At 45.3% G+C, this 14,218-nt stretch carries 14 protein-coding genes; all 14 read left to right on the top strand.

The annotated features are described in order from the left end of the window. Positions 1 to 480 precede the first annotated feature (480 nt). The 14 genes from yqfC (at position 481) to dnaG (ending at position 14,184) form a co-directional block, all read left to right on the top strand. The gene (gene yqfC / locus ACFQZR_RS02495; protein WP_379342565.1) at positions 481 to 774 is read left to right on the top strand and encodes a sporulation protein YqfC; all 294 of its coding nucleotides are present in this window, start codon (positions 481 to 483) and stop codon (positions 772 to 774) included. Next, positions 771 to 1,952: a sporulation protein YqfD gene (gene yqfD, locus ACFQZR_RS02500; RefSeq protein ID WP_379342568.1), complete on the top strand. Its 1,182-nt coding sequence runs from the start codon at positions 771 to 773 to the stop codon at positions 1,950 to 1,952. Before yqfC ends, yqfD begins: the two co-directional genes overlap by 4 nt. Before the next feature lie 14 nt (positions 1,953 to 1,966). Further along, a complete protein-coding gene (locus ACFQZR_RS02505; protein WP_379342570.1) occupies positions 1,967 to 2,941 on the top strand; it encodes a PhoH family protein in 975 nt (324 codons plus the stop codon). 14 nt (positions 2,942 to 2,955) lie between these two features. Next, entirely contained in the window at positions 2,956 to 5,187 is a 2,232-nt protein-coding gene (locus ACFQZR_RS02510; RefSeq protein ID WP_379342572.1) for an HD family phosphohydrolase, read from the top strand. Positions 5,188 to 5,198: 11 nt separating this feature from the next. Continuing rightward, positions 5,199 to 5,696 carry an rRNA maturation RNase YbeY gene (ybeY, locus tag ACFQZR_RS02515; RefSeq protein ID WP_379342574.1) on the top strand — a complete coding sequence of 166 codons (498 nt, stop codon included), beginning with the start codon at positions 5,199 to 5,201 and terminating at the stop codon, positions 5,694 to 5,696. Continuing rightward, positions 5,696 to 6,073, top strand: a complete 378-nt coding sequence (locus tag ACFQZR_RS02520; protein WP_379342576.1) for a diacylglycerol kinase family protein — start codon at positions 5,696 to 5,698, stop codon at positions 6,071 to 6,073. Before ybeY ends, ACFQZR_RS02520 begins: the two co-directional genes overlap by 1 nt. 13 nt (positions 6,074 to 6,086) lie before the next feature. Further along, positions 6,087 to 6,500, top strand: coding sequence for a cytidine deaminase (gene cdd, locus ACFQZR_RS02525; RefSeq protein WP_379343769.1), 414 nt, complete (start codon positions 6,087 to 6,089; stop codon positions 6,498 to 6,500). A 26-nt stretch (positions 6,501 to 6,526) separates the two neighbouring features. After that, positions 6,527 to 7,432, top strand: coding sequence for a GTPase Era (era, locus tag ACFQZR_RS02530; protein ID WP_379342578.1), 906 nt, complete (start codon positions 6,527 to 6,529; stop codon positions 7,430 to 7,432). 123 nt (positions 7,433 to 7,555) lie between these two features. Then, positions 7,556 to 7,696, top strand: coding sequence for a YqzL family protein (locus ACFQZR_RS02535; protein ID WP_018756729.1), 141 nt, complete (start codon positions 7,556 to 7,558; stop codon positions 7,694 to 7,696). 45 nt (positions 7,697 to 7,741) lie between these two features. Beyond that, entirely contained in the window at positions 7,742 to 8,488 is a 747-nt protein-coding gene (gene recO, locus ACFQZR_RS02540) for a DNA repair protein RecO (RefSeq protein ID WP_379343771.1), read from the top strand. A gap of 287 nt (positions 8,489 to 8,775) precedes the next feature. After that, complete coding sequence (gene glyQ, locus ACFQZR_RS02545) at positions 8,776 to 9,654, top strand: glycine--tRNA ligase subunit alpha (protein WP_018756727.1); 879 nt, start codon at positions 8,776 to 8,778, stop codon at positions 9,652 to 9,654. Between the two features lies 1 nt (position 9,655). After that, the gene (gene glyS / locus ACFQZR_RS02550; RefSeq protein ID WP_379342581.1) at positions 9,656 to 11,734 is read left to right on the top strand and encodes a glycine--tRNA ligase subunit beta; all 2,079 of its coding nucleotides are present in this window, start codon (positions 9,656 to 9,658) and stop codon (positions 11,732 to 11,734) included. A 120-nt stretch (positions 11,735 to 11,854) separates the two neighbouring features. Continuing rightward, positions 11,855 to 12,313, top strand: a complete 459-nt coding sequence (locus tag ACFQZR_RS02555; RefSeq protein ID WP_018756725.1) for a YaiI/YqxD family protein — start codon at positions 11,855 to 11,857, stop codon at positions 12,311 to 12,313. A 41-nt stretch (positions 12,314 to 12,354) separates the two neighbouring features. Continuing rightward, complete coding sequence (gene dnaG / locus ACFQZR_RS02560) at positions 12,355 to 14,184, top strand: DNA primase (protein WP_379342583.1); 1,830 nt, start codon at positions 12,355 to 12,357, stop codon at positions 14,182 to 14,184. Positions 14,185 to 14,218 lie beyond the last annotated feature (34 nt).

The following is a 14,218-nucleotide window of genomic DNA, read 5'->3' on the forward strand; positions in this document are numbered from 1 at the left end:
ATTTACAACCCCCAGTCTAATCAAAGGAAATGGCGGACAAGAATCGGCCGGAAAGTGATACCCCTCAACCCACCCGTATTTTATCTGGTTATACTCCTACCCTCTTCCCACACACCAAACCGTACTCCTTGAGGGCAGTTGAGTGCTGCTTATAAGCTCAGCCAGATAAAATAAACAGGGAAGAGGGGTATCACTTGAAGGAGCTTGCGACCGATCTTTGGGAGCCATTTGCAACTACCAGTCTAATCAAAGGAAATGGCGGACAAGAATCGGCCGGAAAGTGATACCCCTCAACCCACCCATATTTTATCTGGCTTCGCGCTTCCAAGCCCAACCGTTCTCACAGAGAACGGTTTTTTGCGCTTCCCTCATAAATGCCTCGCCCCTTGCATATTTTGTAAAGTACATCATATTCATAGATGGCTTGTGAATTATGGAGCTGCATCACAATGCAATAAACGCAAGGGGGGCACACCAAGGATGCGTCGTTTTGCTCGCAAAATTCGAAAGATGACCGCCGAATTATTGGATCTACCACAAGACGTCTTGTTTGACCTGCCTCGGGTGACGATGATTGGGAATGCACAGGTGCATATTGAAAATCATCGTGGTGTGCTTCATTTTTCGGATGAACGACTGAACCTATCGATTAGCATCGGAGAGCTTGAATTGACAGGCAGTGACCTTGTGATCCGAGCGATTTGGCCTGATGAAGTGATCGTTGAAGGGAAAATATCGAAGATTCAATATATGCGAACGGAGGGATCTAATTGAACGGACCTACTTCATTTATTCGGGGATACGTCAAAATTATGATTCGCGGCGAGCGGTGCGAGCAGTTCGTCAATCTCGCTGCGAGTAAGAATGTCGAGATTTGGGACATGCGTTATATGGCAGGACAGGGTATGCGCATGAAGATAATGCTTGCAGATTTTTTTCGCATTCGTCCACTTTTACGGCAGACAAGCTGTCGTGTCCATGTGGAAGCGCGGTATGGTCTACCTTTTGCATTGCAGAAAATGGGTCGACGTAAAGCGTTTATTACAGGCTTTTTTCTATTTTTCGTCGGATTGTACTTGCTATCTTCACTGGTCTGGAAAGTTGATGTTCAAGGGAATATGAATATTGCAGAAGATGACATCCTCAAAGCAGCTCGTGCTGAAGGGATTTATGTGTTCCAATGGTCTTTCCGGTTGAAGAGTCAAGAAGAGCTCTCTAGGCAGCTCACGCACCGGCTCCCAGGTGTCTCTTGGGTTGGTGTGGAGAAACGCGGTTCGAATATTACGATCAATGTGGCTGAATCCACCAAGCCGGAAGCGAAGCAGCTCATGAATCCAAGGCATTTGGTCGCGAAGGCAGATGCGGTCGTTACGGAGATCTTCACAGAACAAGGCCGAGCGAAAGTGCGGAAAAACTCACGAGTCAAAAAAGGGTCTATTCTCATATCAGGTATTATTGGGTCGGATCAGAATCCGCAAGCCGTTGTCGCGAAAGGCAAGGTTAAAGGACTCGTCTGGCATGAATATCAAGTCTCTGTGCCTTTGCTGCAGAAGGAACGTACGTATACGGGGGCATTTGAAGAACGGAAATATATCATTACGGGGAATAGGGCCCTGCAAGTAAGCGGATATGGAAAAGTTCCTTATGATAAATACGAGACAATCACAGAACGGAGCGATGCTCAAATCGGTCCCTATAAACTGCCTGTTGGTTGGATGACGGAGAAATTGATGGAGGTTCATTATATCGAACGTAATATTACGGAAGATGATGCCAGAAAAATCGCCATGGAACATGCAAAATCTGACGCACTTGTCAAAAATGGGCCAGACGCAAAAATCCGAGACGAAAATATTTTGCATCAAGAGGTCAAGAATGGTAAAGTTTATTTGAACATACATTTTGAAGTGGAGCAGTGGATTGCGGAGGAATTACCGATTATCCATCAATAAGGAGACTGGGATTATTGCCTGAACAACACTTATACACCGTGAAAATACCGTTACATAATCCTTCTGAAGGACTGTCGTTATTTGGTCCGCAGGATAAATTTTTGAAAATTATTGAAGAGCAGATTGATGCTCAAATTGGTTCTCGTGAAGCGGAAATTGTCGTCAGTGGGGAACGCCGCGAGGTGGATTCCTTAGAACAGCTTTTTCAGGTCTTGTTGCAATTGGTTCGTAATGGATATATCTTAACGGATCGTGACGTGCTCTATGCCTGTGATCTTGCGAAGGATATGCGTGCCGATCAGTTGCTTGATTTGTACAAGGGTGAAATCATGACGACATTCCGCGGGAAGCCAATTCGCGTGAAGACGATCGGACAGAAGCATTATGTGACGACCATTAAGAAGAGAGATGTAGTCTTCGGCGTTGGTCCTGCAGGTACAGGGAAGACTTATCTCGCTGTCGTGCTCGCGGTTGCTGCCCTTAAGGAAGGATCCGTTAAACGTATCGTGCTTACGCGTCCGGCGGTCGAAGCAGGCGAGAATTTAGGGTTTCTGCCGGGTGACTTGCAAGAAAAGGTTGATCCTTACTTGCGTCCGCTCTACGATGCGTTGTACGATGTCATGGGACCTGAACAGACGGCGAAGGCACTGGAACGGGGATTGATTGAAATTGCACCGCTCGCCTATATGCGTGGACGGACATTGGATGATTCTTTTATTATTTTGGACGAGGCTCAGAACACGACGCCAGAACAGATGAAAATGTTCTTGACGCGGCTCGGGTTTGGCTCGAAGATGGTAATCACGGGTGATGTCACACAAATTGATTTGCCGCGGGGCAAAAAATCGGGACTCATCGAAGCGGCTACAATACTTCGGGATATCGAAGAAATCGGATTTGTACATTTTGCGGAGCAAGATGTTGTTCGTCATTCCTTAGTACAGAAAATTATCGTCGCATATCAGAAGGATTCCGAAAAACATGAATAGAGAGGACTGTCTCTATGTTCCAAAAAAAGCTATCCTCTGTATTGGGGACTACATTTCAATATAAAATGACAGGATGGAAGTACAGCGTCGGCGTACGCTTTCTTCTGTTTTTGTTTTTAACGCTTCTTTTTTATTTCAGCTTGGCTTCACACTTGGTACCGGAGAAATATAACATACAGGTTGGTTTGCCGAGTGATAAGCAAATTCTCGCGCCGGCTCAGGTCGCGAACAACAAAGCTACACTCAAGGCGCAAGAGCAAGCCGCGGAGCGGGTTCAACCGATCTTTACGATTATTCCGCTACGTAATCAAGATATTACGGAGCAGATGATCAATCGGATCGAGAACTTGAATCAAGATGATGCGATTTCTTTCACCGAGAAGGTTGGGATTTACCGCACAGCGATTCCGGATATTCATCATCAGTATATAACAGAGTTCATGAACAATAACCGCTCGAACTTCACGAGCAAGCTGCTGGAAGAGATGCGATCGAAAGTAAGCGAGCAGGAATATCGCATTCCTGAAGAAACGTATATCAAAGTCGCGAGATTAACGGCGGATGATATTGCTCAGATTAAACCTGTGGCGAGAGACATTGTAGCTAAATTGATGAACGATCAGATTACGGATGCGGAGACGGTTCGTGCTAAAGTGGCTGAACTCGTGAACACGAGCTCCCTGAACAAGCGTGCGCAACGTGAAGTGGTGCAAGAGCTTGCAAGATTCTCGCTGACTCCGAACAAATTTTTCGATGAAGATAAGACGAGAGACGCGAAGGTACAAGCTCGTGAGAACACACAGACCATTTTTATCAAGCAGGGAGATATCGTTGTTCATAAAGGGGAAATAATTACCCAAGAGACGTATCAGTTGCTAGACGAGTTGGAATTGCTTAAAAATGAAGTGAATTACTGGCCGCAATTTGGTGTGCTTATTCTCTCGATATTGCTGTCGCTGGTTCTCTTCATGTTCATCAGACAATCTGGCGGCGGGAATTTCAAATTCCATAATGCACAGCTGCTCATGCTCGTCCTGATCTTCTTCTTAAATATTATTGCGATGCAAATTGTAAGTCTTGCGCAGACCAAAGAAGTGCCTTATATCGGTTTTATCGCACCGGTAGCGATGGGCGTCATGCTAGTGACATTGCTGCTTGATTTATCGCTTGCCTTTATATGCGCGTTTATCTTTAGCGTCATGTCGAGTGTTATTTTTAATATAGGACAAGGCCAAATTTTTGACTTCCAGTTCGGTTTCGTTACTGCTGTTGTATCTTTTGCCTCTGTATTCGCGATTCATCGTGCAAGCCAACGATCGACGATCTTAAAGGCAGGGATCATGATCTGTCTGTTCGGCGCGTTGACCGTTGCGATGTTGACAATGCTGAACGGTGATTCTTTTGCGCAAAAAGATGTGCTCTATGCGATTGGATTCGCCTTTGCGAGCGGGTTGCTCACGGCCGTGCTGGTTATTGGATTAATGCCATTCTTCGAAGTGACTTTTGGTATTCTATCAGCACTGAAGCTTGTGGAATTGTCGAATCCGAACCATCCATTATTGCGCAAACTATTGACAGAGACACCAGGTACGTATCATCACAGTGTAATGGTGGGTAACTTATCGGAGGCAGCGGCAGAATCAATTGGTGCGAATGGCTTGCTGTGTCGTGTAGGATCTTTCTATCATGATATCGGGAAGACGAAGCGTCCAAGCTATTTCATTGAGAATCAGACGAATATTGAGAATCCGCATGATTCCATTGATCCGAAGCTTAGTAAATCGATTATTACTGCGCATCCACGCGACGGTGTCGAAATGCTCAAGGATTATAAAATTCCAAAGCCGATCCGTGATATTGCGGAACAGCATCATGGAACTACGTTCCTGAAGTTTTTCTATTATAAAGCGTTAAAGCAAGCCGAAGAACAAGGGAAAGAACCGGATTTTACGGAGGATGATTTCCGTTATCCTGGACCCAAAGCACAGTCGAAGGAATCTGCTATTGTTGGGATTTCCGATTGTGTAGAAGCCGCGGTACGTTCCTTGCGTAATCCAACGGTTGATCAAATTGAGACCCTGATCTCCAAAATCGTCAAAGACCGTCTGGATGACCAGCAATACAATGAGTGTGATCTAACGATGAAAGAGTTGGACACTGTGGCGCACTCTTTGAAAGAGACGGTGATGGGCATATTCCATTCCCGGATCGAATACCCGGAAGATGTAAAAGCCAAAACAAAATAGAGGTGTCGTTCATGAGTTTGCATTTAGAGTGGAATAATGAACAAGAAGAGCTGCAAATCCCAGAATCATTGATTGAGCAATTGAATCAATTATTACAGCTTGCTGCTGAAATGGAAGGCGTTACAGAGGGGGAAGTGGAATTAACCTTTGTAGACGACGAGCAGATTCATCAATTGAACCGTGACTATCGCGGGATTGATCGACCGACAGATGTGCTTTCCTTTGCCATGCATGAAGAAAAGGATGAAGAGCTGGATATCATTTATGAAGTGGATTCAGAGGATGAGATGTCAGCCATTACAGATACATTCGGCGATATTATTATTTCTGTGACACGTGCTCGTGCGCAGAGCGAAGAGTATGGGCATTCCTTAGAACGAGAGCTAGGATTTCTATTCGTACATGGATTCCTGCACTTGCTTGGCTACGATCACCAAGATGAGGCAAGCGAGCAAGAAATGATGAGTAAGCAGGAAGCCGTACTTCGCCAAGCGGGTCTGACGAGATAATGAAGAAGAGGCGGTATGAGGTCCATCCGTTCGTTGCGGCGTTGTCAGGTATTATGCGTGCGGTTCGTACGGAGCGTCATATGCCATTTCATTTGACGGCTTCTGTATTCGTTATCGCGGCTGGGTTCCTATTCTCCATCTCGAAGATGGAGTGGTTAGTGCTGCTAATTACGATTACCCTCGTGATTGGGGCAGAGCTTATAAATACGGCGATTGAGTATGCGGTCGATCTAGCGACTGAAGAAATCCATCCGCTTGCCAAAGCCGCCAAAGACATAGCCGCAGGTGCTGTACTTGTCACTGCGGTTTTTGCCGTCATTATAGGGATAATCATCTTCTATTCTCCAGTAATGAATTGGGTTCAGACGTTATTCTAAGGAGCGATAAATGATGCATGTAGATGGGTCAAAATTATTGGAACAAGCCACTTTCGCGCGATTGCAAGCCTATGCACCTTATTCGAAGTTCCAAGTGGGGGCAGCACTGCTCGATAGCCAAGGAAATATACATCTAGGCTGTAATGTAGAAAATGCAGCTTACGGACCTACGAACTGTGCGGAACGGACAGCTCTGTTCAGAGCGATTGCGGATGGGCATCAGCCTGGCAGCTTTCAAGCGATTGCAGTGATTGGCGATACGGACACTCCGATTACGCCATGCGGTGTATGCCGCCAAGTATTAGTAGAACTGTGCGGTCGTGAGATGCCCGTATTTATGGGGAATATTAAAGGGGATTGGACGCAGACGACCGTAGGCGATTTATTACCGGGAGCGTTCGATTCACGAAGCTTAGATCATTCATAATTTAAAATACGGATTGGAGTACATCCATGCAAAAGTCAAAACAATTTAAATCCGGTTTCGTCGCGATTATCGGACGGCCGAACGTTGGTAAATCAACCTTAATGAACCAAGTGATTGGACAGAAAATTGCGATCATGTCCGATAAACCTCAGACAACTCGGAACAAAATTCACGGGGTCTATACATCGAGCGATAATCAAATCGTCTTCTTGGATACACCGGGTATTCACAAACGTCAATCCAAACTTGGCGACTATATGAACACCGTTGCGCTGAACACACTGAATGAAGTTGAAGCCGTTCTGTTCTTGGTTGATGTTGCAGAAGGTCTTGGTGGTGGGGACCGCTATATTATCGAGCAACTGAAGCGCATTAAGACACCGGTATTCCTTGTGATGAATAAAATTGACCAAGTACAACCGGAAGCGCTGCTGCCGATTATTGTTGCTTATAAGGATTTATATCCATTCGCAGAAATCGTGCCGATCTCTGCGAAGAACGGGAATAACGTGAATACATTGCTTGAACAGGTATCGAAATATTTGCCAGAAGGGCCGCAGTATTACCCAGATGATCAAATCACAGATCACCCGGAGCAATTCGTCTGCGCGGAATTGATCCGCGAGAAGATTCTGCATTTGACACGCGAAGAAATTCCACATTCCATCGCTGTAGCCATTGAGGATATGAAGGTGCAGGAAAATGGCGTGGTGAATATTATGGCGGTTATTTACGTTGAGCGCGATTCGCAGAAGGGGATTGTCATCGGGAAGCAAGGGGCGCTCCTCAAAGAAGTTGGCAAACAGGCGCGTAAAGACATTGAGAATCTGCTCGGATCACGGATTTTCTTGGAATTATGGGTTAAAGTGAAAAAAGACTGGCGGAATCAGGAGCGAATCCTGAAGGATCTGGGCTTCCGTCACGACGCATAATGAATCGATAATATTCCAAGATTAGGAGTCTTATCTCCCGTCTTTTTGCAGGATAGTTCCCCGTGTTTCGTACATCCTATGAAGGAGAGCATAGTCACTTCCGAACAGAAAGGATGAATACGAATGCGAGATTTTTCGTGGAAGTATTTTGCAATGACGGGGGATGTCGATGCGTATTTGCTGTATAACCAAGTAAATAATCAACACATCGAAGCAGAACAAGAGGAATTAGAAGAAATCAATCTAGATGAAGTCGTTGAATAACGTGCTCCTCTAGGTGGTGAATTGAGCGATCATGGGGGCTATTACATGCTATACAGGGTGGAGGGCATTGTCATCCGCAGCATGGACTACGGTGAGGGGAACAAAATCATCACACTCTGTACGAAGACAAATGGCAAAGTCGGCATTCTTGTGCGCGGTGCGAAGAAAGTGAAAAGCCGGCATGCCGCAATAACGCAGTTGTTTACTTACGGGGAATTCGTATATTTTAAAACCGGGCAGCTCGGGACTTTGAATCAAGGTGAGATTCTAGAATCTCACCATGTTCTGCGTGAACAGCTTCATCTGACTGCATATGCGTCCTACGTCGCCGAATTGCTGGACCGCGGGCTCGAGGCAGGGGAAATCGGAGCATTTTTATTCGAACAATTGAACGCTTGTCTAACTGCGCTTGAACAAGGCAAAGATCCGCAAATCACGACGCACTTATTCGAGATGAAGATGCTGCAGGCAGCAGGGTACCATCCCGAGCTTCAGACTTGTGTCTCGTGTGGCCGTGATGATTCTCCCATGCTATTCAGCAGTCGGCTAGGGGGAACATTATGTATTCATTGCAAGAATCGTGACCCCGCAGCCATCATAATATCGGAAGGCACGCTTAAATTGCTTCGATTATTCGATCGGATGGATATGCGGCGGCTCGGCAATATTGCGGTCAAACCCGAGACGAAGGCACAGATGAAGCAATGTATGCGCACGTTTATGGATATTCATATGGGACTTCATCTCAAATCACAGAACTTTCTGGATCAGATGGACAAATACAATATTTAGCGCTATAATAAATCAAGTTATGTATTTTTAAGTATAAGTGGTCGGAAAGAGTAGTTCGTTAAGGTTGAGTTTAGCGAGTCGGGGGTGGTGGGAGCCCGGTCCAATGATGCGAATGAAGGGCACTCCGAGCGAAACCACATGTTAGGAAAAGCGGATCAAGTTTCTTGATCAAGTAGGGTGGAACCGCGGGAAAATATACTCTCGTCCCTATGTCTGTACAACAGGCATAGAGATGAGAGTTTTTTGTTGTACAGAAACCATTAAAGAGAAGAAAAGGAGTATGGAAAATGAATTTTCAACAGATTATTCTGACCCTGCAAAATTTCTGGGCCGAACAAAAATGTGTCGTAGTTCAGCCTTACGATGTAGAGAAAGGTGCCGGAACGCTGAATCCAATGACATTCTTGCGCAGCATTGGTCCTGAACCGTGGAACGTTGCTTATGTTGAGCCTTCTCGCCGTCCAGCAGACGGACGTTATGGGGAGAACCCGAACCGTCTCTATCAGCATCATCAATTCCAGGTCATTATGAAGCCTTCACCGGACAATATTCAAGAGCTATATCTTGAGAGCTTGAAACGTCTAGGTGTAGATCCACTTGAACATGACATTCGGTTCGTCGAAGATAACTGGGAGCATCCAGGTCTTGGCGCTTGGGGATTGGGCTGGGAAGTATGGCTCGATGGTATGGAAGTAACCCAATTCACATACTTCCAACAAGTTGGCGGTATCGAGACGAATCCGGTTGCCGTTGAGATTACGTATGGTCTAGAACGTCTTGCGTCCTATATTCAAGCAAAAGAGAATGTGTTCGAATTGGAATGGGTTGATGGGATTACATATGGAGATGTATTCTTACAGCCTGAATACGAGCATTCCAAATATACTTTCGAGACTTCCGATGTTCCAATGCTGTTCCAACTGTTCAATACCTATGAGGAAGAAGCGCGTAAGACGATGGATCAGAATCTCGTGTTCCCGGCTTATGATTATGTATTGAAATGTTCCCATACATTCAACTTACTTGATGCGCGTGGGGCGATCAGCGTGACGGAACGTACCGGCTACATTACGCGTGTTCGTAACCTATCTCGTCAAATTGCTGCGACGTATCTGGCAGAGCGTGAGAAGCTAGGCTTCCCAATGCTTAAGAAAGGAGATGTGTAGAATGACTAGAGATTTATTACTCGAAATCGGTATGGAAGAAGTTCCAGCTCGTTTCCTTCGGAGTAGTATGGATCAATTGAAAGATCGTGTCATGAAATGGCTAAATGAAGCTCGGATCGAATTCGGCGAAGTTGAAGCTTATGCGACACCAAGACGTATTGCGGTACTCATCCATCAAGTGGCTGAGAAACAACAGGACATTAACGAAGAAGTGAAAGGCCCTTCGCGTAAAATTGCACTGGACGATAGCGGCAATTGGAGCAAAGCGGCATTAGGGTTTGCGCGCAGTCAAGGCGTAGATCCAGAACAATTCTATTTCAAAGAGCTTGGTGGCGTTGAATATATTTATGCAAATAAAAGCAGTGCAGGTGTAGAGACGGCTTCGGTTCTCTCCGAAGGGCTCATGCACTGCATTTCATCCATGAACTTCCCGAAAAATATGCGCTGGGGCGCATATGATTTTAAATTCGTTCGTCCAATTCGTTGGATGGTTGCATTGTTCGGAACAGATATTATCCCGTTAGAGATTTGTGGTGTTGCTGCTAGCAATGTAACGCGAGGACATCGCTTCTTAGGTCAAGAGACGGTCGTGTCGGAACCAACGGAATATGTAGCGAAATTACGTGAGCAGTTCGTCGTTGCAGATCTTGCAGAACGCGAGCAATTAATCTTGGCTCAAATCAATGCACTCGCTGACGAGAAGCAATGGAAGATTGCGATCAAGGAAGATCTGCTAGAGGAAGTCTTGTTCCTCGTTGAATATCCGAATGTCTTGTTCGGTACATTCGATCCTTCCTTCCTGGAAATTCCGCAAGAGGTGCTAATTACTTCGATGCGTGAACATCAACGTTATTTCCCAGTGCTTGATGCATCCGGACAATTGCTGCCGTTCTTTGTTACTGTTCGTAACGGGAATCGCCATGCGATTGATACGGTAGCAAAAGGGAATGAGAAGGTACTGCGTGCACGACTGTCTGACGCGAAATTCTTCTATGATGAAGATCAGAACTTCCCGATTGCAGATGCACTTACGAAATTGGATACCATCGTATTCCACGAGGAACTAGGTACTGTTGGTGATAAGGTTCGTCGGATTCGTGCGATTTCGGATAAACTTGCTGCACGTATGCAAGCAGATGCGGATACCTCGAAGCTTGTTAGCCGCACAGCAGATATTTGCAAGTTCGATCTTGTGACGCAAATGGTCTATGAATTCCCTGAACTGCAAGGCGTAATGGGTGAAGATTATGCACGTAAAGCGGGAGAGCCTGTACAAGTTGCAGCTGCCATTAACGAACATTATCAACCACGTTTCTCGGGAGATCATTCTCCGGCTTCACTAATTGGGGCAATCGTGAGTATCGCGGATAAAATGGATACGATCGTTGGCTGCTTCTCCATTGGTATTATTCCTACAGGATCAGCGGACCCATACGCACTCCGTCGTCAAGCTGCAGGTATTGTACAGATCATTCTTGATCACAAGCTGCCGATCAATCTTACGGAATTGTTCGACATGGCGATGGATATTCATGGTTCTGCACAATTGTTGAAACGAAATCGTGATGAAATACGTATAGACTTATGTGATTTCTTTGCGCTTCGCGTGAAGAACGTGTTCACAGACAAAGTACGTTACGATGTCGTAGACGCGGTCATGGCAAGTGGATTCGATCATCTCGTATCTGTTGTTGCGCGTGGAACGCAATTGATGAAGATCGTGTCGGAGCAATCTGATTTTAAAGTAACGGTTGAATCCTTCAATCGCGTATCCAATTTGGCGTCCAAGGCAGACTCCCTCGAGATTATCGCATCTAAATTTGTAGAATCGGTTGAGCATGACTTGTTCATTCAACATCAAGCGGTTCATGCCAAATATCATGAAGCGTTGCAAGCTGGAGATATGGCGGCTGCACTTGAACAAATTAGCGGATTGCAGGATGCTATTACAGCTTATTTCGATAAAGTAATGGTGATGGCAGAGGATGCTGATGTTCGTGCGAATCGATTGGCACAGCTCCATGCCATTGCGGAAGATCTGAAATTGTTTGCAGATTTCTCCAAAATTGTGTGGGCTTAAAGTTAAGTTAAGCGAGCGAGCAGGATTTTTTAATTCTCTATCGTATATAATATGGGGGAGGAGAATATAAGTTCTCTTTCTTCATATTATTCAAAATGAATCGGGTGGTCTTACATCGTAATGACATCGTATCGAATCGTAGTGGATGCAGATGCATGCCCTGTGAAGCAGGAAATTATTCAAGCATCCAGACAATTCTCGGTTCCCGTCTTGATGGTTGCCTCATTTGATCATCGACTACAGCCTTCAGAAGGTGTTGAAATTGTGCAAGTGGATCGATCCGATCAATCTGTTGATCTCTATATTGCCAATCGGATTCAGGCGCAGGATATTCTCGTTACACAGGATTTTGGTCTGGCGACCATCGGTCTTGCCAAACGAGCGATCGTTCTGTCAACACGCGGTCAGCAATATACGGATGAGACGATTGATTTCCTGCTAGACCGCAGGCATACGCAAGCCAAACAACGTCGAAGCGGCAAGCATAGCAAGGGTCCCAAACCTTTTACAGATGAGGATCGACAAACTTTTCAACACAAACTGACAAAAGTTTTAAAGAACTTGCAGGAGAATTTGTAGGAATAGCGAATAAATACTACGTACGGATGAAGGTGGTTGTGATGAGTACCGGTAATGGCAACATTCCGGAGGACGTTATTGAGACGGTGCTGCGGCATCATGATATCGTCGATACCGTCGGCAAATATGTTCATCTATCGAAGCAAGGGAAATATATGAAAGGACTATGTCCTTTTCATTCCGAGAAAACCCCGTCATTTACCGTTACACCGGAGAAGCAGATTTTCCATTGTTATGGTTGCGGTAAGGGTGGGAATGCAATCAAGTTCATCATGGAAATTGAAGGATATTCATTTCCTGAAGCAGTTCGAATGCTCGCTGAAGATGCGAATATTCCCGTTCAATGGAACGCGCAGATGGAACACTCTCCGCGCAATCAGCGTCGCGACGATTTGCTCAAGGCCCATGATTTGACTGCCATGTTATATCATTTTCTGCTTAAGAATTCGGATCATGGTCAGCCCGCAATGGAGTATCTGCGAGGCCGTGGATTTACGGATAAACTGATTGATCAATTTCAAATTGGCTACGCACCGAATCGTTGGGATACATTGTCTCAATTCCTGACGAAGAGAGGATTTGACCTCTCGGAGATGGAGAAGGGCGGCCTATTGTCACTTCGATCCGATGGTTCCGGGTATGTGGACCGGTTCCGAGACCGCATCATGTTTCCGATTTGGGACCGCAATGGCAAAGTTATTGCTTTCGCTGGAAGGATCATGAATGATGGTCAGCCTAAATATTTGAATTCACCAGAAACAATGCTTTTTAACAAAAGCCGTGTGTTGTACAATTTGAATCAAGCGAAATCTTCGATCCGCAAACAGAATCAAATTGTGCTATTCGAAGGATATGCGGATGTTATTCAATCCTGGGATGCTGGCGTAACGAACGGAATAGCTACCATGGGAACGGCATTAACAACCGAACATTTAAATCAGTTGAAGACGCAGGCAGAAGAAATCGTCATCTGCTATGACGGCGATGATGCTGGACAAGCAGCGGCAATGAAAGCCATTCCGATGTTCGAACAAGCGGATTTTCGCGTATCTGTCGCTATTCTTCCTGATCGAATGGATCCTGATGAATACATAAAAACACATGGGAAAGAACGGTTCCGTCACCAAATTATTGAATCAGCTGTTGCTCCAACGAAATTTAAGCTTATATATCTGAAAAAAAGCCATATACTGCTAGAAGACGGTGGGAAACAGCGATATGTGCGTGAAGCGACCAAATTGATCGCGGAGTTGCAATCGCCGACGGAACGTGAAGTGTATTTGAAGGATCTTGCAATACAGTTTCCAATCTTTGATTATGAGACACTCAAGCAGGAATGTAATGAATTTCGAATTGCCTTGCAAAAAAAGAAACCAGTTGGGGATAATAACGACAATTGGTGGAATAATGTTATGAATGAAAAACGAGTAACAGAACCACCAAACTTACTGCCAGCTTACCATAATGCAGAGCGTACAATGCTCGCAATGATGCTGCAGGATTTGGATGTGACTCGTTATGTAGAAGAACGTCTCGGATATGAATTTAACGTAGAGGATCATGCAGCGCTTGCTGCTTATCTATATGCATACTATGCGCAAGGTAAAGAACCAGACATTAGCCGCTTTATTGCTTCTTTGTCAGATGACCGATTGGAGAAGATTGCAATTTCGATCTCCATGATGGAAGTCCCGATGGACTTTAATACTCAAGTGCTTGATGATTATATTCGGGAAATTCATAAGGTACCCAAGCAGCTTGAAATTAAACGGAAGAAGGAAGAAGTGTTAGAGGCGGTGCGTGCTGGTGATTCTTCGCGTGCTGCACAGCTTGGAATTGAGATTATAACCCTAGAGAGAGACCTGAAATGATGCACCAACGCAGTTTCTAGGGAGGAGGGAGTCG

This window comes from Paenibacillus sp. GCM10027629 (assembly GCF_042676425.1).
Taxonomy (GTDB): Bacteria; Bacillota; Bacilli; order Paenibacillales; family Paenibacillaceae; genus Paenibacillus_K; species Paenibacillus_K terrigena.

Coding starts and splice junctions, on each gene's coding strand:
- yqfC (WP_379342565.1), top strand. CDS start 481: ATGCGTCGTTTTGCTCGCAAAATTCGAAAGATGACCGCCGAATTATTG.
- ACFQZR_RS02510 (WP_379342572.1), top strand. CDS start 2,956: ATGTTCCAAAAAAAGCTATCCTCTGTATTGGGGACTACATTTCAATAT.
- ybeY (WP_379342574.1), top strand. CDS start 5,199: ATGAGTTTGCATTTAGAGTGGAATAATGAACAAGAAGAGCTGCAAATC.
- ACFQZR_RS02520 (WP_379342576.1), top strand. CDS start 5,696: ATGAAGAAGAGGCGGTATGAGGTCCATCCGTTCGTTGCGGCGTTGTCA.
- cdd (WP_379343769.1), top strand. CDS start 6,087: ATGCATGTAGATGGGTCAAAATTATTGGAACAAGCCACTTTCGCGCGA.
- era (WP_379342578.1), top strand. CDS start 6,527: ATGCAAAAGTCAAAACAATTTAAATCCGGTTTCGTCGCGATTATCGGA.
- ACFQZR_RS02535 (WP_018756729.1), top strand. CDS start 7,556: ATGCGAGATTTTTCGTGGAAGTATTTTGCAATGACGGGGGATGTCGAT.
- recO (WP_379343771.1), top strand. CDS start 7,742: ATGCTATACAGGGTGGAGGGCATTGTCATCCGCAGCATGGACTACGGT.
- glyQ (WP_018756727.1), top strand. CDS start 8,776: ATGAATTTTCAACAGATTATTCTGACCCTGCAAAATTTCTGGGCCGAA.
- glyS (WP_379342581.1), top strand. CDS start 9,656: ATGACTAGAGATTTATTACTCGAAATCGGTATGGAAGAAGTTCCAGCT.
- ACFQZR_RS02555 (WP_018756725.1), top strand. CDS start 11,855: ATGACATCGTATCGAATCGTAGTGGATGCAGATGCATGCCCTGTGAAG.
- dnaG (WP_379342583.1), top strand. CDS start 12,355: ATGAGTACCGGTAATGGCAACATTCCGGAGGACGTTATTGAGACGGTG.